The following is a 20,242-nucleotide window of genomic DNA, read 5'->3' on the forward strand; positions in this document are numbered from 1 at the left end:
TGGGCCGTGCCAACAGGCGGATTTCGCCCCGGCAGGCCGCAGTAGCAGCGGCTTCGTTCGGTCTTACTGGTCTGAACAGTCAACTCGGTTTTCGCACTGCGATGGCGCATCGGCTGCACGCGCCGAACCCCGCTGGGGCACGACTTGCCGGACTCGCCGAATAGCTTTACAACTAGCCGCACCTTGGCCCTGACGCGTCCGCACATCATGAATTCGATCTCCCGCGCCGTACCCGAAGTGGCGCTGCAAGCGATCCGCAAACTGATCACCGAACAGGGCTTCGGTGCCGGCGACGCGTTGCCTTCGCAAAGGGATCTGGCGCTGCAACTGGGCGTCAGCCGGGCATCGTTGCGTGAAGCGTTGTCGTCGCTCAGTGCACTGGGCGTGGTCAGCATTCAGCCGGGCAAAGGCGTGTTCGTGCAGTCGCGGGTCGAATTGTCGCGCGGCGATAACGCGCCAGGCTGGTCGTTTGCGGCGCAGGCATCGCCGCTGGACATCTTCCAGTTGCGCTATGCGCTCGAAGGGTTTGCAGCAGGGTTGGCGGCGGTGACGTTGAGCACGTTTGATCTGGATGCACTGGAAGACAACGTCGCGGCGATGCGCGAGCACTTGCGCGGCGGCGACTTCGAAGCGGCGGCGAAACTCGACTTCGAATTTCACCGGCGCATCCTCCTCGCCAGCGGCAATCAGGCGATGCTGAGCATCCTCACCGCCAGCGCCGAGATCTTTCTCGAGAGCCAGAAACTGCCGTTCATCCGCGCCGAGCGCGCCATGGAAACCTGGCAGGAACACCGCAAGATCCTCCGTGCCCTGGCCCGCCGTGCGTCGGGAGCAGCGCAAAAAGCCATGCAGGAACATGTGCGCAACGCCGCCCTGCGCACCGGAATCGTCTTCATCGCTCCCGCCACGGCGTGAGTTGAGCTATACCCAAACTCATCAAGGGCCATAGCAACACTCAATCATCTGCGGCTTCCTGAACAAGGGAAGGGCGGCTATGATGGGCCACGTTTTTTTGCTTACAACCTGGAGAATTCCATGAGCAGCGATCTGATCAAACACGTTAGCGACGCTAGCTTCGAAGCCGACGTACTCAAGGCCGAAGGCGCTGTCCTGGTCGACTACTGGGCTGAATGGTGCGGCCCTTGCAAAATGATCGCACCGGTTCTGGACGAGATTGCCGAGACTTACAAAGGCAAGCTGACCGTCGCCAAACTGAACATCGACGAAAACCAGGAAACCCCGGCCAAGCATGGCGTGCGTGGTATCCCGACGCTGATGCTGTTCAAGAACGGCAACGTTGAAGCGACCAAGGTCGGCGCACTGTCGAAGTCGCAGCTGGCGGCTTTCCTCGACGCCAACATCTGAGCGTCGCAGTAAAACGCTGAAAAAAAGCCCCGCAAATCGCGGGGCTTTTTGCGTATTCAGGGCTAGACGCTCCGAAACTCAGGTGGTACATTCGGCCCCGCACTGGTTTCTCCAATGCCCCCTGCTAGCCGTCGCCGACGCACTCCTTTTCGAATTAGTTCGCGATCCTGTCGCCTTCTCCGCGGCGCGGCCTCATTAAGCCAAAAGCTTAATTTCCCCCCCTCCATAAATGATTACGTCATTCCTATATGAATCTGACTGAACTCAAGCAAAAGCCGATTACCGAACTGCTCGAATTGGCCGAACAGATGGGCATAGAAAATATGGCCCGTTCGCGCAAGCAGGACGTGATTTTCTCCCTGCTGAAAAAGCACGCGAAAAGCGGCGAGGAAATCTCCGGTGATGGCGTGCTGGAGATTCTCCAGGACGGCTTCGGCTTCCTGCGCTCCGCAGACGCTTCCTACCTCGCCGGCCCTGACGACATCTACGTCTCGCCGAGCCAGATCCGCCGCTTCAACTTGCGCACCGGTGACACCATCGTTGGCAAGATCCGCCCTCCGAAGGAAGGCGAGCGGTATTTCGCCCTGCTCAAGGTCGACACGATCAACTTCGATCGTCCGGAGAACGCGAAGAACAAGATTCTCTTCGAGAACCTGACGCCGCTGTTCCCGACCGTGCGCATGAAGATGGAAGCCGGCAACGGTTCCACCGAAGACTTGACCGGTCGCGTGATCGACCTGTGCGCACCGATCGGCAAAGGCCAGCGTGGCCTGATCGTCGCACCGCCGAAAGCCGGTAAAACGATCATGCTGCAGAACATCGCAGCGAACATCGCCCGTAACAATCCTGAAGTTCACCTGATCGTGCTGTTGATCGACGAGCGTCCGGAAGAAGTGACCGAAATGCAGCGCACCGTGCGCGGCGAAGTGGTTGCCTCGACCTTTGACGAGCCGCCGACCCGTCACGTGCAGGTTGCTGAAATGGTGATCGAGAAGGCCAAGCGCCTGGTCGAACACAAGAAAGACGTGGTGATCCTGCTCGACTCCATCACCCGTCTGGCCCGTGCCTACAACACCGTGATCCCGAGCTCCGGCAAGGTCCTGACCGGTGGTGTCGATGCCCACGCCCTCGAGAAGCCGAAGCGTTTCTTCGGTGCCGCGCGTAACATCGAAGAAGGCGGCTCGCTGACCATTATCGCCACCGCGCTGGTTGAAACCGGTTCGAAGATGGACGAGGTGATCTACGAAGAGTTCAAGGGTACCGGCAACATGGAACTGCCTCTGGATCGCAAGATCGCCGAGAAGCGTGTGTTCCCGGCCATCAACATCAACCGCTCCGGCACCCGCCGCGAAGAGTTGCTGACCGCCGACGACGAACTGCAGCGCATGTGGATTCTGCGCAAGCTGCTGCACCCGATGGACGAAGTGGCCGCCATCGAGTTCCTGGTCGACAAGCTGAAGACGACCAAGACCAACGACGAGTTCTTCTTGTCGATGAAACGCAAATAGTACGCAGCTGATAAAAGGAGCGCTCCGCGAGGGGCGCTTTTTTTTGTCCGCGATTTATTTGTATCTGGATTGAAATTTGCGCGGCTGCTAACGTCGCGCCTTCAAGGGATTCTGTACCCAGAACAGGTAAGGTTTTTCATGCACACGTTTGGCAATCGCCGTGATATTGACGGCTTACGGGCACTGGCGGTACTTCCCGTCGTGCTGTTTCATTTCGGATTCAATACATTCAGCGGCGGCTTTGTCGGCGTGGATGTTTTTTTCGTCATCTCCGGATTCCTGATCACCTCGATCCTGTTTCGTGAAATCAGCGCCAAGCGGTTCAGCTTTGTCGATTTCTGGGCGCGCCGTGCCCGCCGCATCATTCCTGCCTTGACGGTGGTCATGCTGGTGACGCTGGCGCTGGGTTGGCTGCTGCTGACGGCGAAGGATTTCTCCGAACTTGGCCGAACGGTGCGTTATCAGTCGCTGTTCATCTCCAATATTCTTTTCATGCGCGAGGACGGCTACTTTCAGCCGGCCTCCGATCTGAAGCCGTTATTGCACACCTGGTCGCTGGCGGTTGAAGAGCAGTACTACATTTTCTTCCCGTTACTGATGGCGGTGCTGGTTCGCTATTTCAGACACTGGCGCTGGATGTTGCTGGGATTGCTGCTGATTTCCTTTGGCCTGAACATCGCCTGGATTGAGCACAAGCCGGAATTCACTTTTTTTGCCTTGCCGACTCGTGCCTGGGAATTGTTGTGCGGGGCGATGCTCGCGGTAATGCCTGCGCCGAGACAGGCCGTACGACCGTGGCTGTACCAGATGGTCGGCATTGCCGGTCTGGCGGCGGTGCTGGTCGCCGTATTCACGTTTGACCGCTCAACAGTGTTTCCTGGATGGGCGGCGTTGCTGCCGGTATTGGGCACCACTGCACTGATCTGGTCAGGCGCTCAGGGCCCGAGCTGGGCCGCGCGACTGTTGAGTCTGCGGCCGCTGGTCTGGATCGGCCTGCTGTCCTATTCGCTGTACCTGTGGCACTGGCCGATTTACGTGTACGCCAACGCCATTTCCATCGACGGTATCCAGCCGCTGGAGGCGCTCGCCTGGATTGCGCTGGCGCTAGCGCTGGCGTGGCTGAGCCTGCGCTACGTCGAATTGCCATTTCGGGAAAAGCGTTTGCTGGGTGAACGTAAATCGATACTGGCGGGGGCAGTGGTGGCGATTGCTGTACTGGTCGCGGTCGGTTCGGCGATTCGCTCGGCCGACGGTATCCCCGGGCGCCTGAGCGGCAAGGCTCTGGAATATGCCCAGGCCCGCGAGTGGCGCGCCGGGCAAATGAAATGCATGGTGGTGACGCAAGACAAATCGATCGACAAGGCCTGTCTGGTCGGCGGCGAACAGGACACGCCGCCGACCCAGGCGTTCTGGGGTGACAGCCATGCTGCTGCGTTGATGCCGGCCATCGAGACCAATGCCCGCCGCGACGGTCGTTCGGTGTGGCTGTTCAGTATGAGCGCCTGTCCGCCGATTCTCAGCGACGAGCCGCGCCAGCGGTGCAAGGACTTCAATCAGCAGACCATGGACAAAGTGCTCAGCCTTGGCATCAAGGACGTGGTATTGGCGTCCAATTGGAGTCTATACGTCTATGGTCGCGAGGATGGCGACAAGAAGGTTTTGCTCAACGCCCATGACGATACCGCCCAGGCTGAGCAACGCATGGCCGCCGCGTTGCGCGCGCGGGTGGCGGCCTTGCGCGCAGCCGGCGTGCAGGTCTGGCTGTTCAAGGAGGTGCCGCTGCAACGCAAGGGCACCATTAACCGCCTGACCAGTCTGGCAAGAGTCGGCCGTTCCGCCGAGGGGCTGGGTCGTCCGCTTGAGGAACACCTGGCGCGTCAGCATTTTCTCGGCAGCTTGTTCACGTCCATGAGCGAAGCCGATCCGGGTGTTCACGTTATCGATCCGACGCCGATGATGTGTGCTGACGGGGTCTGCAGCATCGAGGTCAACGGCCACTCGCAGTACAAGGATGAGGACCATCTCTCGGACATTGGCAGCGCCAGACTGAGCCCGCTTTTTGCTCCGGTATTGCTGGGCACAAACCGGCATTGAGTACTGTCGGACTCTGACGGGCTGCTGTTTGCCCGTCAGAGCAGGTAGGATGTACGCCTATTTTGAGGGTGCCATCGTCAATGAAATTCAAGGATCTTCGGGATTTCGTGCAGCAGCTTGAGCAGCGCGGAGAGTTGAAACGCATCCAGATTCCCGTCTCGCCGGTGCTGGAGATGACTGAGGTGTGCGATCGCACGTTGCGGGCCAAAGGCCCGGCGCTGCTGTTCGAAAAACCCACCGGTTACGACATTCCGGTGCTCGGCAACCTGTTCGGCACGCCCGAGCGCGTGGCCATGGGCATGGGCGCCGAGTCGGTCAGCGAGCTGCGCGAAATCGGCAAGCTGCTGGCCTTCCTCAAAGAGCCGGAGCCGCCGAAGGGCTTGAAGGACGCCTGGTCGAAACTGCCGATCTTCCGCAAGATCATTTCGATGGCGCCGAAAGTGGTCAAAGACGCGGTGTGCCAGGAAGTGGTCATCGAAGGCGATGACGTCGATCTGGCGATGTTGCCGGTGCAGACCTGCTGGCCCGGCGACGTCGGTCCGCTGATCACTTGGGGCCTGACGGTCACCAAAGGGCCGAACAAGGAACGCCAGAACCTCGGTATCTACCGCCAGCAAGTGATCGGCCGCAACAAGGTGATCATGCGCTGGCTCAGCCATCGTGGCGGCGCTCTCGACTTCCGCGAGTGGTGCGAGAAGCACCCGGGCCAGCCGTTCCCGGTGTCCGTGGCCCTTGGCGCCGATCCGGCGACGATTCTCGGTGCCGTGACGCCGGTGCCGGACAGCCTCTCGGAATATGCTTTTGCAGGGCTCTTGCGCGGTAACCGCACCGAACTGGTCAAGTGCCGTGGCAACGATCTGCAAGTGCCAGCCACCGCCGAAATCATTCTTGAAGGCGTGATTCATCCGGGCGAAATGGCCGACGAAGGCCCGTATGGCGACCACACCGGTTACTACAACGAAGTCGACAGCTTCCCGGTGTTCACCGTCGAGCGCATCACCCACCGGATCAAACCGATCTATCACAGCACTTACACCGGCCGTCCGCCGGATGAGCCGGCGATTCTCGGCGTGGCGCTGAACGAAGTGTTCGTGCCGATCCTGCAGAAGCAGTTCCCGGAAATCACCGACTTCTACCTGCCGCCGGAAGGCTGCTCGTACCGCATGGCTGTGGTGACGATGAAGAAGTCGTATCCGGGGCATGCCAAGCGCGTGATGCTCGGCGTCTGGTCGTTTTTGCGACAGTTCATGTACACCAAGTTCGTTATCGTCACTGACGACGATATCAACGCCCGCGACTGGAACGACGTGATCTGGGCCATCACCACGCGCATGGACCCCAAGCGCGACACGGTGATGATCGACAACACGCCGATCGACTACCTCGACTTCGCCTCGCCGATTTCCGGCCTGGGCTCGAAAATGGGCCTGGATGCCACCCACAAGTGGCCGGGCGAAACCACTCGCGAGTGGGGCCGCGTAATCGTCAAGGACGACGCCGTCACCCAACGGATCGATGCCATCTGGAATCAGTTAGGAATAGATTGATGCGTGTAACCCTGCAGCCTTCCGGAGCAGTGCTCGAGATACAGCCCGGTGAGCGGATTCTCGACGGTGCGCGGCGCCTGGGCTATGACTGCCCGCAAAGCTGCCGCAACGGCAATTGCCACGTGTGTGCAGCGCTGCTGGTGGAGGGCCGCGTCGAGCAGGCCGGCAAAGTCCACGATCATGGCGAGTTCTACACCTGCATCGCCGTACCGCTGGAAGACTGCGTGCTGCTGTGGGATGGCGTGCTCGCGCTGGGTGAGCTGCCGGTGCGCAGCCTGTCGTGTCAGGTCATCGAGTGCCGCGAGGTCGGCGGCGACACTTGGCGCGTGCGCCTGCGGGCGCCAGCAGGCAAGCCGCCGCGCTATCACGCTGGGCAATATTTGATGATCGAGCGCGAGAGCGGTGAGAAGTCGGCGTTCTCCATGGCTTCGGCACCCCACAGCGGACGTGATCTGGAAATCCATGTGCTGGCGCGCGAAACCAGTGCGTTGAGCCTGATCGAGCAGCTGCAACGCAACCCGATGGTGCGTGTCGAGCTGCCCTTTGGCGACACCCATCTTGCGGAGCTGCCCGACGGTCCGCTGGTGTTGATCGCCGCCGGCACCGGCATGGGCCAGATTCACAGTCTGATCGAACATTGCCGCGCCGAAGGCTTCAAGCATCCAGTGCATCTGTATTGGGGCGTACGCCGCCCGGAAGATTTTTATCAGATCGAGCACTGGGACGAATGGCTGAAGCTGCCCAATCTGTTCCTGCACAAAGTGGTCAGCGACCAGTGCGGCTGGGAAGGGCGCTGCGGGATGCTGCACGAGGCGGTTTGCGAAGATTTCCCTGATCTGAAGGCGCTGCACGTCTATGCCAGCGGTTCGCCAGCGATGGTTTACGGCACCTTGGACGCGCTGGTCGAGGCGGGCATGGATGCGCATCAGATGCGCGCCGATGTGTTCGCCTACGCGCCGCGCTCCTGATTCTTATAACTTGGCATATAGCCGATCGGTATTTATCTAATTAGGCAAATACCGCTAGGTTATATATCAATCAGGCAATTAAGCAGTGGCACTTAATTTGCCTAAAACATATGTGCCTTATTGTTACAGCGGTGCGTTCTATTAAGTAATTCTTCACCCGCGGGGAGCTGAACGCTATTCGCCATGAGCGCCATTGAAAACGCAATTCTGAACCTGGCTTACCCTCCGCGGCTCGATCTTGGGCCGCAGCTGACGCACGAACAACTTCTCGCTTCCATGCAATCGACCATGGCGCGCCACAAGGGCGGGCCGGTGTGGCTGTTCGCGTATGGTTCGCTGATCTGGCGCCCGGAATGCACGGCAGTCGAGCGCATGCGCGGTCGCGTGCATGGCTACCATCGCGGCTTGTACCTGTGGTCCCACGAGCATCGGGGTACGCCGGAAATGCCCGGCCTGGTGTTCGGTCTGGATCGCGGCGGTTCGTGCAGTGGCTTTGCCTACCGCTTGCCGGAAGACAATCTCGATACCGCGCTGTATGCCCTGTGGAAACGTGAGATGCCGTTTCCGTCGTATCGCCCGCACTGGCTCAATTGCCGGCTCGAAGATGGCACTCAGGTGCAGGCCTTGGGATTCGTGCTGGAGCGTCACCTGCCGAGCTATGCCGGCAACTTACCGGATCATGTGCTCAGCCAGGTATTCGCCAGCGCCAGCGGGCGCTACGGCACCACTCGCGATTATGTCGAGCAGACCGCGCATGCCCTGCGCAGCCACGCCATGCCGGATCGAAATCTGGAGGCGCGGCTCAAGCGCTGTAAATCACACAGCGATCAGGCGACCGCTTCACGGCTCTGACTGGCGACTTGCTTGTGCCACAGCGTTGGCGCAAGGAAGGCCATCGCCAGCAGGCAAGCGCCGACCAGCAGCACGAAACCGCCATCCCAGCCGAAGTGGTCAACGGTGTAGCCCATCGCCGCACTGGCCGCGACCGACCCCCCCAGATAACCGAACAGACCGGTGAAGCCCGCTGCAGTACCGGCGGCTTTCTTCGGCGCCAGTTCCAGCGCTTGCAGGCCGATCAGCATCACCGGGCCGTAGATCAGGAAGCCGATCGACAGCAGGGCGATCATGTCGACCATCGGATTGCCGGCCGGATTCAGCCAGTAAACCAGGGTCGCGACAGTCACCAGGGCCATGAACACCATGCCGGTCAGGCCGCGGTTGCCACGGAAGATCTTGTCCGACATCCAGCCGCACAGCAGCGTGCCCGGGATGCCTGCCCACTCGTAGAAGAAATAGGCCCACGAGGTTTTATCCACGGTGAAACCCTTGGCTTCCTTCAGATAGGTCGGCGCCCAATCCAGCACGCCATAGCGCAGCAAGTAGACGAAGACGTTGGCCAGAGCGATGTACCAGAGCATTTTGTTGCGCAGCACGTATTTGACGAAGATTTCCTTGGCGCTGAATTCGTCTTCGTGGCTGGCGTCGTAGCCTTCCGGGTAATCGTTCTTGTACTGCTCGATCGGCGGCAGGCCGACCGATTGCGGGGTGTCACGCATGGTGATGAAGGCGAACACCGCCACGCCCAGCGCGACCGCTGCCGGGACGTAGAACGCCGCATGCCAGTCATTGAACAGGCCCATGCCGATCAGGAATAGCGGGCCGATCAGACCGCCGCCGACGTTATGCGCTACGTTCCACACCGACACCACGCCGCCGCGTTCCTTCTGCGACCACCAGTGCACCATGGTCCGCCCGCTTGGCGGCCAGCCCATGCCCTGCGCCCAGCCGTTGATGAACAGGAGAATGAACATCATCGTCACGCTGGACGTTGCCCACGGCGCGAAACCGAAAATGAACATCACCCCGGCCGAGACCAGCAGACCGAACGGCAGGAAGAAGCGCGGGTTGGAACGGTCGGACACCAGGCCCATGAGGAACTTCGACAGACCGTAAGCAATGGCGATCGCCGACATCGCCAAGCCGAGGTCGCCACGGCTGTAGCCTTCGTCGATCAGGTACGGCATGGCCAAGGAGAAGTTCTTGCGCAGCAGGTAGTAACCGGCGTAGCCGATAAAGATGCCGGCGAAGATCTGCCAGCGCAGGCGGCGGTAGGTGCTGTCTATTTTTTCTTCAGGCAATGGAGCCTGATGTGCGGCAGGACGAAAGAAAGCAAACATTCAAGAGCTCCAGTTTTCTTGTTTTGACTGCGGATGCGAATGTTACAGTTTCGTTACCGAAAATAGCATCGCTTCACGTCGGCAAAACAGCGGAAATTTGGGCAGATGAGCGTTCCTTTATGAACATGTCGCTCTGAGATAAGAAGGCGGCGCTGAGGGGATGGTGGCTCGGGTGGGTTTCTGCGGTTTGACGTATGGAAGAGGCAGACCTCAACGGTAAAGCGATCCGGATGGTTGCTCCGGATCGCTCCATGTTGTTAACGAACCTGAACGACAACCTTGCCCACAGCCTTGCGCTGGCCAAGATCATCGATCGCCTGCGCGGCATTGCTCAGCGGATACACCTGCGATACCAGAGGTTTCAGCTTGCCCTCGGCAAACCAGGCGAACAGCTGCTGGAAGTTTGCTGCGTTGTCCTGGGGTTGGCGCTGGGCAAAGGAGCCCCAGAACACGCCGAGCACCGCCGCGCCTTTGAGCAGGGCGAGGTTGACCGGCAGTTCGGGGATGCGTCCGCTGGCGAAGCCGACCACCAGCAGGCGGCCGTTCCAGGCGATGGCGCGGATGGCCTGGTCGAACAGGTCGCCGCCGACCGGGTCGTAGATCACGTCGGCGCCTTGGCCGTCGGTGAGGCGTTTGATCTCGTCCTTGAGGCTGGCTTCGCTGTAGTTGATCAGTTCATCGGCGCCGGCAGCCTTGGCCACCGCGAGTTTCTCGGCGCTGCTGGCGGCGGCGATCACGCGGGCGCCCATGGCTTTGCCAATCTCCACGGCGGCGAGGCCGACGCCGCCCGATGCGCCGAGCACCAGCAGGGTTTCGCCCGGTTGCAGGTTGGCGCGTTGCTTGAGCGCGTGCATCGACGTGCCGTAGGTCATGCTGAATGCAGCGGCAATGTTGAAGTCCATCGACGGTGGAATCGGCAACACGTTGTAGCCCGGCACCGCAACCTGCTCGGCAAAACTGCCCCAACCGGTCAACGCCATGACCCGGTCGCCGACTTTCAGATGGCTGACCTTTTCGCCGACTTCGCGCACCACGCCCGCCGCTTCACCGCCTGGCGAAAACGGGAAGGGCGGTTTGAACTGGTATTTGCCCTCGATGATCAGCGTGTCGGGGAAGTTGACCCCGGCGGCGTGCACGTCCAGCAGGATTTCATTCTTCTTGGCGACAGGGCTGGCGACGTCTTCCAGCACCAGCGATTCGGCAGGGCCGAAGGCTTTGCACAGCACGGCTTTCATCAGGGCTATTCCTTTGGGAGTGATGGCCGATAAGTGTAGGTGTGTGAATCAACGGGTCAACGAGCATGCCCGACCCTGATAGTCAGCCATAAGCTTGTGCTTGCGCGGCGGGTCGTTATGCTAGGCCGCAAACCGGATAAGGAGCGAATTGTGAAAGCGTGGATCATGTTGTTGCTGGCCCTGTCTCTGCCTGTGGCAGCACTGGCCGAAGAAGCCAAAGAAGGCGAGGCGCCGAAGGTCAATTACATCACCCTGAGCCCGCCGTTCGTCGGCAACTATGGCCTCGACGGCACCGCCAAGCTTAAGGTCTACAAGGCCGATGTGGCCCTGCGCGTAACTGGCGAAGAGGCGACCAAACTGGTCAAGGCCAACGAGCCGCTGATCCGCAATCAGCTGGTGGCGTTGTTCACTCAGCAGTCGACCGAGGCGATGGGCAGCATCGAGGGCAAGGAAAAGCTGCGTCAGGAAGCGTTGAAGCAGACCCAGCAAGTGATGAATGACGAGACCGGCAAGCCTGTTGTTGAGGATCTGTTGTTCAACAACCTGATCATTCAGTAAGTCATTCGCTGTCCGGGCAAGCCCCATCGCTGGCAAGCCAGCTCCCACAGGTTTTTCGGGTGGTCACAAAATATGTGTCCACTGAAATCCCTGTGGGAGCTGGCTTGCCAGCGATTGCATTTTGGCAGGCGCCAAATTAATCAGGGTTTAAGGGCAAGCACCGCCGCCCACTGTTCTGGTGTAACCGGCATCACCGACAACCGCGAGCCCTTCTGCACCAGCGGCAGCTCCGCCAGCGCCGTCTGCTGCTTCAAATAATCCAGCTTCAACACCCGCTCGAACGTCTCGACATGCTCGACATCGATCGCGCTCCAGGCATTTTTCTCCGGCGTAGCTTTCGGATCGAAGTAGTGACTGTCTGGCTCCAGCGCCGTCGGATCGGGATACGCTGCTTCGATAATTTTGCCAATCCCGGCAATCCCCGGCTCGGGGCAGCTGGAATGGTAGAAAAAGAACTCGTCACCGACCGCCATCGCCCGCAGGAAGTTGCGTGCCTGATAGTTGCGAACCCCGTCCCAGCGCGCCTTGCCGAGCTTTTCCAGACCCTTGATCGAGAGTTCGTCGGGCTCTGATTTCATCAGCCAGTAGGCCATGTGGTGTGCTCCTGAAGCGGTCATTGGGCAGGTTGTCGGGCAATTTTATGACAAACCGACAGTCGGTTGACGTCAGCGTTTGCGCACAGGTTCACGTTGCCGCAAAATGCCGGCCTTTAAAGCTTGACGCTGCTGCACGGCCTACGAACGGAAACCGCTGCTGTCATCGTGATGATGTGCCTTGAGGGGGGCAATCGATGAAACGCAAACCGGATTTGCTATGGACTTTGGTAATTTTGTTTGGCCTGGGCGTGGTAACCACCGGTTACGCGCAGAGCCTGTGGGCGAACAAGACCGACGCGCCGATTGAAGTGGCGCAACAGGTGCAACAGTCGACCGCTTTCAAACGCTGAACCTGTCTCTTCGACGCCGCTGTTCCATGCGGCGTCTACTCTGCGAAATACCACGCCTTGTCGGTAACCGTGCCTTGTAACGGCACATCCCAACTCGCCTGCGCCAGACGTTCGACCTTCTGACACTCATGGGCCAGGCCCAGCAGCGTCGGCTTGCGCCAGTTCTTGCGCCGGGCCAGATAGGCGAGGCTGCGATCATAAAACCCGCCGCCCATGCCCAAGCGTCCGCCGACATCGTCAAACCCCACCAGCGGCAACAGCACCAGATCCAGCGTCCAGACCTTGCGTTGCCGAGCCAGATTGGCCCGGGGCTCGAGGATGCGGAAACGATTGGGCGTGAGCTTTTCGCCGGGGCGGATGCGCTGGAAGACCATTTTCGTTCGTGGCCACGCGCTGAGTACCGGCAGATAAGTCGCCTTGCCACGACGCTGGGCTTCGCGCAGGAGCAGGCGCGGATCGATTTCACCGTCGGTGGGCAAATACAGGGAGATATGTTTCGCCCGGCGAAAGTGCGGGTCTTGCGCCAATTGCCGGAACAGGCCTTTGGCAGCCCGGCGTTGTTCGCCCGGCGTCAGTGCGCGGCGCGCCTTGCGCAGCAGGCGGCGGAGTTGCGGGCGGGGCAGCAGCGCGGGTTCGGTCATGGTTCGGCTTCGGCAGGTGGATGCAAAAACGTACGCATAAAAAATCCGATGTCGGCATACACCGACATCGGATTCGAATCAGGCTCCCCGGATGAACCGCTGTCAACTCAGCCCTTGAACCCGAAAGTTCAAGGTGGAAGAAGCAGTAGACTTTAAGGCTTTCCGTCTAGCGGACATGCACACCAGCCCAACGTGCAACTTCCAGGGTAGTGCGAATCGGCTCCGGGACATCGTCAACTGGCAAGCACCCCAGGGAGTGCCGCGAGTATACCTCAAGCTGTCAGTCGAATCAGCCCTTGGCGGTGTTCTGATCGTCGGCCAGGACCAAATCGACACGATCGAGCAAGTCGCGTACCTGTTCGCGGGTCGAACCGCTGGCCTGGATGTCCGGGCGCTCTTCTTTGTGCAACAGGTCGTGGGTGATGTTCAGCGCGGCCATCACGGCAATGCGGTCGGCGCCGATGACTTTGCCGCTGCTGCGGATCTCGCGCATCTTGCCGTCCAGGTAGCGGGCGGCACTGACCAGATTGCTGCGTTCTTCCGGCGGGCAGATGATCGAATACTCTTTGTCGAGGATCTGCACGGTAACGCTATTGCTTGAACTCATGAGTCTTGCTCCAGGGCCTTGAGGCGCGAAATCATCGATTCGACCTTACGCCGGGCGATTTCGTTTTTTTCAATGAGGTGAGCGCGTTCCTCGCGCCAGGTTTTTTCCTGAGCTAGTAAGAGTGCGTTTTGACTCTTAAGTTGCTCGACTCGGCCAATCAGCAGTTCGAGTCTGGCCATCAGCGCTTGCAGGTCGGTGTCTTCCATTGGGTCCACGTGTTCGTCTGATGGGTGGTAACTGGCGGACAGCCTTTAATGGTCTTGGCGGGGCTGTCGATGTAGGATACAAGGCCTTCATTCTAGACATAGCGCCGTCTGGCGCCTAGCTGCCCATGACCATTGCGAATTCCCCGTACCAAGCCTTTGCCACCCTGCTGACTGCCAGCGGCCACAACGTCTCGCCTGCCGAACTGCACGGCGTGCTGCTCGGGCGCAGTTGCGCCGGGGCCGGCTTCGATCACGAAGGCTGGCTGATCGACGCCGCCGAACTGCTCGAAGGCGATATCCAGGACAACGTCCGCAATGCCCTGATCGGCCTGCAAGAGATGGTCAAAGGCGAGCTGACCGGCGCCGACATCACCGTCGTGCTGCTGCTGCCGACCGACGATGCACCGCTGGCCGAGCGCGCCGCCGCACTGGGCGAGTGGTGCCAGGGCTTCCTCAGCGGTTTCGGTCTGACCCGCCGTGCTTATGCACTGAGTGACGAAGCCAACGAAGTGCTGCGGGATCTGGCCGCCATCGCTCAGGTGCAGGACGCGCTGGAAGAATCCGAAGACGGCGAATCCGACTACATGGAAGTCATGGAATACCTGCGCGTCGCGCCGTTGCTGCTGTTCTCGGAAACCAAAAAAGCCGATGTGTCGCCAGCCGCCAAGCCGTCGCTGCATTAATCGCGTGCCAGGGAAAGCCATCTGCCCATGACCCACATCCCCAAAGCGGAATACAGCCGTCGCCGCAAGGCCCTGATGGCGCAGATGGAACCCAACAGCATCGCGATCCTGCCCGCCGCCGCGGTGGCCATCCGCAACCGCGACGTCGAGCACGTCTACCGTCAGGACAGCGACTTCCAGTACCTCAGCGGTTTTCCCGAGCCACAAGCCGTCATCGTTCTGATGCCCGGTCGCGAGCACGGTGAGTACATCCTGTTCTGCCGAGAACGCAACGCCGAGCGCGAATTGTGGGATGGCCTGCGCGCCGGGCAGGAAGGCGCGATCCGCGAGTACGGCGCCGACGACGCCTTTCCGATTACTGACATCGACGACATTCTTCCCGGCCTGATCGAAGGCCGCGACCGGGTGTATTCGGCGATGGGCAGCAACCCCGAGTTTGACCGGCACCTGATGGACTGGATCAACGTGATCCGCTCCAAGGCGCACCTCGGCGCGCAGCCGCCGAATGAATTCGTTGCCCTGGATCATCTGCTGCATGACATGCGCCTGTATAAATCGGCGGCAGAAGTGAAGGTGATGCGCGAAGCCGCGAGGATTTCGGCGCAGGCGCATATCCGCGCGATGCAGGCCAGTCGTCCGGGGCTGTATGAATACAGCCTCGAAGCCGAACTGGATTACGAATTCCGCAAGGGCGGGGCGAAGATGCCGGCCTACGGTTCGATCGTCGCCGCCGGGCGCAACAGCTGCATCCTGCATTACCAGCAGAATGACGCGTTGCTCAAGGACGGCGATCTGGTGTTGATCGACGCCGGTTGCGAGATCGACTGCTACGCCAGCGACATAACCCGCACGTGGCCGGTGAATGGCAAGTTCTCGCCGGAGCAGAAGGCGATCTACGAGTTGGTGCTGGCTTCCCAGGAAGCGGCATTTGCCGAGATCGCCCCGGACAAGCACTGGAATCAGGCGCACGAAGCCACGGTTCGAGTGATTACCACAGGGCTGGTGAAACTCGGTTTGCTAAAAGGCGAGGTCGACGAGTTGATTGCGAGCGAAGCTTACAAAGCTTTCTACATGCACCGCGCCGGCCACTGGCTGGGCATGGATGTGCATGACGTCGGCGAGTACAAGGTCGGCGGCGAATGGCGCGTGCTGGAGATCGGCATGGCGCTGACCGTGGAGCCGGGCATCTACATCGCGGCGGACAATCAGAACGTGGCGAAGAAATGGCGCGGCATTGGCGTGCGCATCGAGGATGACGTGGTCGTGACCCGATCCGGTTGTGAAATCCTCACCAGCGGCGTGCCGAAAACCGTCGCCGAGATCGAAGCGCTGATGGCACAAGCAAGGACACACGCAGCATGAGTCGAGTCAATCTGGCAATCATCGGTGGCGGTCTGGTCGGCGCCAGTCTGGCGTTGGCGTTGCAGGCCGGGGCCAAGGCGCAGGGCTGGAAAATCGTCCTGATCGAACCGTTCGCCCCCGGCGACAGCTGGCAACCGAGCTACGACGCCCGCTCCTCAGCCCTTTCGTTCGGCTCGCGGCAGATTTATCAGCGCCTGGGCGTGTGGCAGGAAATTTCCCGCCGCGCCGAGCCGATCAAACAGATTCACGTCTCCGACCGTGGCCGCTTCTCCACCGCGCGCTTGTCGGCGATGGAAGAGGGTGTGCCAGCGCTCGGTTACGTGGTGGAAAACGCCTGGCTCGGCCAGTGCCTGTGGCAACACCTCGACAAAGACGTGATCACGTGGCGCTGCCCGGCGGAAGTCACGCGCATGGAGCCGTTGGCCGATGGCTACCGCCTGACCCTCAACGATGAAACCACCCTTGAATGCGACCTCGCGGTGCTCGCCGATGGCGGCCGCTCCGGGTTGCGCGAACAGTTGGGCATCAACGTGCGCAAGCGCCCGTACAACCAGAGCGCGCTGATTGCCAACATCACCCCGAGCGAAGCTCACAACGGCATGGCCTTCGAGCGCTTTACCGATGAGGGGCCGATGGCCCTGCTGCCGCTGCCGGACAATCGCTGCGCACTGGTCTGGACGCGGCTGGGCATGGACGCGCAGCGTCTGACTGAATTGAGCGAGCGTGATTTTCTCAGCGAGCTGCAAGGCGTGTTCGGTTACCGCCTCGGCACTTTGAAACAGGTCGGCGCACGGCATCTTTATCCGCTGTCACTGATTGAAGCTGAAGAACAGGTGCGCTCGCATCTGGCCGTACTTGGCAACGCCGCACACAGCCTGCACCCGATCGCCGGCCAGGGCTTCAACCTGTCGCTGCGTGACGCCGATGCCTTGGCTGCCGCGCTTCTGGCCAGCGACAAGCCGCTGGGCGACTTCGCCACGTTGCAGGCCTATCGCGAACGGCAGCGCCTCGATCAGGACCTGACGGTGGGCTTCTCCGATCAGGTCACGCGCCTGTTCGGCAGCACCCAGCCGCTGGTGTCGCTGGGGCGCAATCTCGGCCTGCTCGGCCTCGACCTGCTGCCGCCAGCCAAACGCTGGTTCGCCCGGCAGGCGATGGGCCTGGGAACCCGTCCGGATGCTTGAGTGGCTGAGCAGAAAATTCGGCAAGGCACGATTGATGCGCTGGGTAATGACCTTCTACCCGCCGTATCTCGGCGCCGGAGTGCGCGTTCGGCACATCAGTGACGACTTTCGCGATGTGCAGGTGTCCATGGGTTTGGGCTGGTACAACCGCAACTACGTCGGCACCCAGTTTGGCGGCAGTCTGTATTCGATGGTCGACCCGTTCTTCATGTTGATGCTCATGGAAAACCTCGGCCCGAAATACATCGTCTGGGACAAGGCCGCCGACATCGATTTCATTGCGCCGGGCAAAGGCCCGGTGTTCGCCCGGTTCAACATCGACCAGACCCTGCTCGACGAGATCCGCCGGCAGACCGCCAACGGCGAGAAATACCTGCCGCAGTTGCAGGTCGACATACATGACGGCGCCGGCAACCTTGTGGCGCGGGTCGGTAAAACCCTTTACGTGCGGCTCAAGCCGCAAGCGAGACAGGCCTAAAGCATGGAAATGCGCGCAGATCTGCTGATTGTCGGAGCCGGAATGGTCGGCAGCGCCCTGGCGCTGGCGCTACAGGACAGTGGGCTGGAAGTGCTGCTGCTCGACGGCAGCCCGTTGAGCGTGAAACCGTTCGATGCCGAAGCGGCGTTCGAACCGCGCGTCAGTGCATTGTCGGCGGCGAGCCAGCGCATTCTCGAACGCCTTGGCGTCTGGGACGGCATCGCCCAGCGGCGCAGCAGCCCGTACACCGACATGCACGTGTGGGACGGCAGCGGCACCGGGCAGATTCATTTCTCGGCGAGCAGCGTACATGCCGATGTGCTCGGCCACATCGTCGAAAACCGCGTGGTGCAGGATGCGCTGCTCGAGCGTTTGCATGATTGCGACCTGGGCATGCTGGCCAATGCGCGGCTGGAGCAGATGCGTCGCTCCGGCGATGACTGGCTGCTGACCCTGGCCGATGGCCGCACCTTGCGCGCACCGCTGGTGATCGCGGCGGACGGCGCCAATTCAGCAGTGCGCCGTCTGACCGGCGTGGCGACCCGCGAGTGGGATTATCTGCATCACGCCATCGTCACCAGCGTGCACTGCAGCCAGCCGCACCGCAAAACCGCCTGGCAGCGCTTTACCGATCACGGGCCATTGGCGTTTCTGCCGCTGGAACGTGATGGTCAGCAGGACTGGTGCTCGATCGTCTGGTCGACCACACCGGCTGAAGCCGAGCGCTTGATGGCGCTGGAAGAGACTGCGTTTTGCGCTGAGCTGGAGCGAGCGTTCGAAGGGCGCCTCGGTGAAGTCATCAGCGCCGACCCGCGTCTGTGCGTGCCGTTGCGTCAGCGTCACGCCAAACGTTATGTCGCTGAAGGCCTGGCGTTGATCGGTGATGCGGCGCACACCATTCACCCGTTGGCGGGGCAGGGTGTGAACCTTGGTTTCCTCGATGCAGCGGTGCTGGCGGAAGTATTGCTGCAAGCGCATGAGCGCGGTGAGCGACTGGCAGACGTGAAGGTGCTGAGCCGCTACGAGCGTCGGCGTATGCCGCACAATCTGGCGCTGATGGCGGCGATGGAAGGCTTCGAGCGGTTGTTCCAGGCCGACCCGCTGCCACTGCGCTGGTTGCGCAATGCCGGGTTGAAACTGGTCGAGCAGATGCCCGAGGCGAAGGCGTTGTTTGTGCGCGAGGCGCTGGGGCTGACCGGGGATCTTCCAGCTCTGGCAAAGCCCTGACCGCCTCATTGAGGCTGATGGCCCCTTCGCGAGCAGGCTCGCTCCCACAGTTGAGATGCATTCCAATGTGGGAGCGAGCCTGCTCGCGAAAGCGTCCGCCCACTTACCGCAGTTTTGAGCCGTGCAACATCTGGTAACGCCTTCCCCCAGTGTTCGATTGTGGTGGTAAATGTGAGTCCTTATCATTTGGCCCACCTTTCCCGACCGTGAGACCACTCCCATGTTGGCACCCAAGCGTCTTCTGACCGCACTGGCCTTGACCCTGATCGGCAGCACCACTGCCCAGGCCGCCGATGAGGTGGTGGTTTACTCGTCGCGTATCGATGAGCTGATCAAACCGGTATTCGATGCCTACACCGCCAAGACCGGGGTGAAGATCAAGTTCATCACCGACAAGGAAGCGCCGCTGATGCAGCGCATCAAGGCCGAAGGTGAAAACGCCACCGCCGATCTGCTGCTTACCGTCGATGCCGGCAACCTGTGGCAGGCCGAGCAGATGGGCATCCTCCAGCCATTCACCTCGAAAACCATCGACACCAACATTCCCGCGCAATATCGCTCGTCCACCCACGCCTGGACCGGCCTGAGCCTGCGCGCGCGGACCATCGCCTATTCCACCGAGCGGGTGAAGCCGGGCGAACTGACCACCTATGAAGCGCTGGCCGACAAGAACTGGGAAGGCCGCCTGTGCCTGCGCACGGCGAAGAAGGTCTACAACCAGTCGCTGACCGCGACCATGATCGAAGTCCACGGCGCCGAGAAGACCGAGAAAATCCTCAAGGGCTGGGTCAACAACCTGTCCACCGACGTGTTCTCCGATGACGTTGCAGTACTGGAAGCGATCAACGCCGGGCAGTGCGATGTTGGCATCGTCAACACCTACTACTACGGTCGCCTGCATAAGCAGAAGCCTGAATTGCCGGTGAAGCTGTTCTGGCCGAACCAGGCTGATCGTGGTGTGCATGTGAACCTGTCGGGCATCGGCCTGACCAAACATGCGCCGCACCCGGAAGCCGCGAAGGCTTTGGTCGAATGGATGACCACGCCTGAGGCACAGAAGATTTTTGCCGACGTGAACCAGGAATTCCCGGCCAACCCGGCGGTGGCACCCTCGGAAGAAGTGGCGGCGTGGGGCAAGTTTGTTGCCGATACCTTGCCGGTAGAAGTGGCGGGCAAGCGTCAGGCCGAGGCGATCCGGATGATGGATCGGGCGGGGTGGAACTGAGGCGTTTCGTGTAACTGTTGATCTTTCAAGATCGCTCCCTCACCCCAGCCCTCTCCCGGAGGGAGAGGGAGCCAACTTGTGTTGCTTTCGAAACTTGAGTTCGACTCAATATCTCAGGTCGATGTAGTTTGCATGAGCACCTCACCCTAGCCCTCTCCCTCCGGGAGAGGGCTAGGGTGAGGGCAGCAATCCCAACCTGAAATACGCAATCCAAGAACACCCCAATCCCTC

At 60.7% G+C, this 20,242-nt stretch carries 21 protein-coding genes and 1 other RNA gene; 15 read left to right on the plus strand and 7 right to left on the minus strand.

Going from position 1 to position 20,242, the window contains the following annotated elements; all coding sequences use genetic code 11:
- Positions 1 to 207: 207 nt before the first annotated feature.
- The 7 genes from AC0IXA_RS14740 to AC0IXA_RS14770 all read left to right on the plus strand — a co-directional run bounded on the left by AC0IXA_RS14740 (position 208) and on the right by AC0IXA_RS14770 (position 8,334).
- A complete protein-coding gene (locus AC0IXA_RS14740; RefSeq protein WP_341638146.1) occupies positions 208 to 915 on the plus strand; it encodes a FadR/GntR family transcriptional regulator in 708 nt (235 codons plus the stop codon).
- 120 nt (positions 916 to 1,035) lie between these two features.
- Positions 1,036 to 1,365, plus strand: a complete 330-nt coding sequence (gene trxA, locus AC0IXA_RS14745) for a thioredoxin TrxA (RefSeq protein ID WP_003206727.1) — start codon at positions 1,036 to 1,038, stop codon at positions 1,363 to 1,365.
- A 248-nt stretch (positions 1,366 to 1,613) separates the two neighbouring features.
- Positions 1,614 to 2,873 (plus strand): transcription termination factor Rho, encoded by a 1,260-nt coding sequence (gene rho, locus AC0IXA_RS14750; protein WP_003229334.1) that lies wholly within the window; start codon positions 1,614 to 1,616, stop codon positions 2,871 to 2,873.
- 138 nt (positions 2,874 to 3,011) lie between these two features.
- Positions 3,012 to 4,967: an acyltransferase family protein gene (locus AC0IXA_RS14755; RefSeq protein WP_341638145.1), complete on the plus strand. Its 1,956-nt coding sequence runs from the start codon at positions 3,012 to 3,014 to the stop codon at positions 4,965 to 4,967.
- A gap of 80 nt (positions 4,968 to 5,047) precedes the next feature.
- Positions 5,048 to 6,514, plus strand: coding sequence for a 4-hydroxy-3-polyprenylbenzoate decarboxylase (gene ubiD, locus AC0IXA_RS14760; RefSeq protein WP_039757427.1), 1,467 nt, complete (start codon positions 5,048 to 5,050; stop codon positions 6,512 to 6,514).
- Entirely contained in the window at positions 6,514 to 7,482 is a 969-nt protein-coding gene (locus AC0IXA_RS14765; RefSeq protein WP_341638144.1) for a CDP-6-deoxy-delta-3,4-glucoseen reductase, read from the plus strand. Before ubiD ends, AC0IXA_RS14765 begins: the two co-directional genes overlap by 1 nt.
- Positions 7,483 to 7,665: 183 nt before the next feature.
- Positions 7,666 to 8,334, plus strand: a complete 669-nt coding sequence (locus AC0IXA_RS14770) for a gamma-glutamylcyclotransferase (protein WP_024014748.1) — start codon at positions 7,666 to 7,668, stop codon at positions 8,332 to 8,334.
- On the opposite strand, the gene glpT is transcribed toward AC0IXA_RS14770, so the two are convergent.
- Together glpT and AC0IXA_RS14780 are read right to left on the minus strand one after the other, a co-directional pair.
- On the minus strand, positions 8,310 to 9,659 hold the full coding sequence (gene glpT / locus AC0IXA_RS14775; protein WP_024014747.1) for a glycerol-3-phosphate transporter: 1,350 nt from the start codon (positions 9,657 to 9,659) through the stop codon (positions 8,310 to 8,312). The two genes, AC0IXA_RS14770 and glpT, sit on opposite strands and share 25 nt — an antisense overlap.
- Before the next feature lie 257 nt (positions 9,660 to 9,916).
- Positions 9,917 to 10,894 (minus strand): NADPH:quinone oxidoreductase family protein, encoded by a 978-nt coding sequence (locus AC0IXA_RS14780; protein ID WP_039757431.1) that lies wholly within the window; start codon positions 10,892 to 10,894, stop codon positions 9,917 to 9,919.
- Between the two features lie 150 nt (positions 10,895 to 11,044).
- Between AC0IXA_RS14780 and AC0IXA_RS14785 the strand changes: the two genes are divergently transcribed.
- Positions 11,045 to 11,452 (plus strand): flagellar basal body-associated protein FliL, encoded by a 408-nt coding sequence (locus AC0IXA_RS14785; RefSeq protein ID WP_056791694.1) that lies wholly within the window; start codon positions 11,045 to 11,047, stop codon positions 11,450 to 11,452.
- 140 nt (positions 11,453 to 11,592) lie between these two features.
- Here AC0IXA_RS14785 and AC0IXA_RS14790 read toward each other — a convergent pair whose 3' ends face one another.
- Positions 11,593 to 12,045 (minus strand): EVE domain-containing protein, encoded by a 453-nt coding sequence (locus tag AC0IXA_RS14790; protein WP_122698642.1) that lies wholly within the window; start codon positions 12,043 to 12,045, stop codon positions 11,593 to 11,595.
- A gap of 197 nt (positions 12,046 to 12,242) precedes the next feature.
- Between AC0IXA_RS14790 and AC0IXA_RS14795 the strand changes: the two genes are divergently transcribed.
- Positions 12,243 to 12,398 (plus strand): hypothetical protein, encoded by a 156-nt coding sequence (locus AC0IXA_RS14795; RefSeq protein ID WP_024014743.1) that lies wholly within the window; start codon positions 12,243 to 12,245, stop codon positions 12,396 to 12,398.
- A 35-nt stretch (positions 12,399 to 12,433) separates the two neighbouring features.
- On the opposite strand, the gene AC0IXA_RS14800 is transcribed toward AC0IXA_RS14795, so the two are convergent.
- The 4 genes from AC0IXA_RS14800 to AC0IXA_RS14815 form a co-directional block, all read right to left on the minus strand.
- Positions 12,434 to 13,039, minus strand: coding sequence for a 5-formyltetrahydrofolate cyclo-ligase (locus AC0IXA_RS14800; RefSeq protein ID WP_125925392.1), 606 nt, complete (start codon positions 13,037 to 13,039; stop codon positions 12,434 to 12,436).
- A gap of 80 nt (positions 13,040 to 13,119) precedes the next feature.
- A non-coding RNA gene (gene ssrS / locus AC0IXA_RS14805) (6S RNA) lies at positions 13,120 to 13,298 on the minus strand.
- Positions 13,299 to 13,328: 30 nt separating this feature from the next.
- Positions 13,329 to 13,646: a cell division protein ZapA gene (locus tag AC0IXA_RS14810; protein ID WP_016772632.1), complete on the minus strand. Its 318-nt coding sequence runs from the start codon at positions 13,644 to 13,646 to the stop codon at positions 13,329 to 13,331.
- Positions 13,643 to 13,852 (minus strand): TIGR02449 family protein, encoded by a 210-nt coding sequence (locus tag AC0IXA_RS14815; protein WP_007911197.1) that lies wholly within the window; start codon positions 13,850 to 13,852, stop codon positions 13,643 to 13,645. Before AC0IXA_RS14815 ends, AC0IXA_RS14810 begins: the two co-directional genes overlap by 4 nt.
- Positions 13,853 to 13,977: 125 nt before the next feature.
- On the opposite strand from AC0IXA_RS14815, the gene AC0IXA_RS14820 reads away from it, so the two are divergent.
- From AC0IXA_RS14820 to AC0IXA_RS14845, 6 genes are all read left to right on the plus strand, one after another.
- Entirely contained in the window at positions 13,978 to 14,535 is a 558-nt protein-coding gene (locus tag AC0IXA_RS14820) for a YecA/YgfB family protein (protein ID WP_125916767.1), read from the plus strand.
- A gap of 27 nt (positions 14,536 to 14,562) precedes the next feature.
- Positions 14,563 to 15,897 (plus strand): Xaa-Pro aminopeptidase, encoded by a 1,335-nt coding sequence (gene pepP / locus AC0IXA_RS14825; RefSeq protein WP_024014740.1) that lies wholly within the window; start codon positions 14,563 to 14,565, stop codon positions 15,895 to 15,897.
- A complete protein-coding gene (gene ubiH, locus AC0IXA_RS14830; RefSeq protein WP_095181278.1) occupies positions 15,894 to 17,081 on the plus strand; it encodes a 2-octaprenyl-6-methoxyphenyl hydroxylase in 1,188 nt (395 codons plus the stop codon). The genes pepP and ubiH overlap by 4 nt, the downstream gene beginning before the upstream one ends.
- On the plus strand, positions 17,074 to 17,559 hold the full coding sequence (locus AC0IXA_RS14835; protein WP_125916761.1) for a DUF4442 domain-containing protein: 486 nt from the start codon (positions 17,074 to 17,076) through the stop codon (positions 17,557 to 17,559). The genes ubiH and AC0IXA_RS14835 overlap by 8 nt, the downstream gene beginning before the upstream one ends.
- A gap of 9 nt (positions 17,560 to 17,568) precedes the next feature.
- Complete coding sequence (locus tag AC0IXA_RS14840; RefSeq protein ID WP_471813804.1) at positions 17,569 to 18,786, plus strand: 2-octaprenyl-3-methyl-6-methoxy-1,4-benzoquinol hydroxylase; 1,218 nt, start codon at positions 17,569 to 17,571, stop codon at positions 18,784 to 18,786.
- A 220-nt stretch (positions 18,787 to 19,006) separates the two neighbouring features.
- Positions 19,007 to 20,011: an extracellular solute-binding protein gene (locus AC0IXA_RS14845; protein WP_073470981.1), complete on the plus strand. Its 1,005-nt coding sequence runs from the start codon at positions 19,007 to 19,009 to the stop codon at positions 20,009 to 20,011.
- Positions 20,012 to 20,242: the final 231 nt, after the last annotated feature.

Source organism: Pseudomonas sp. AC083 (genome assembly GCF_979253165.1).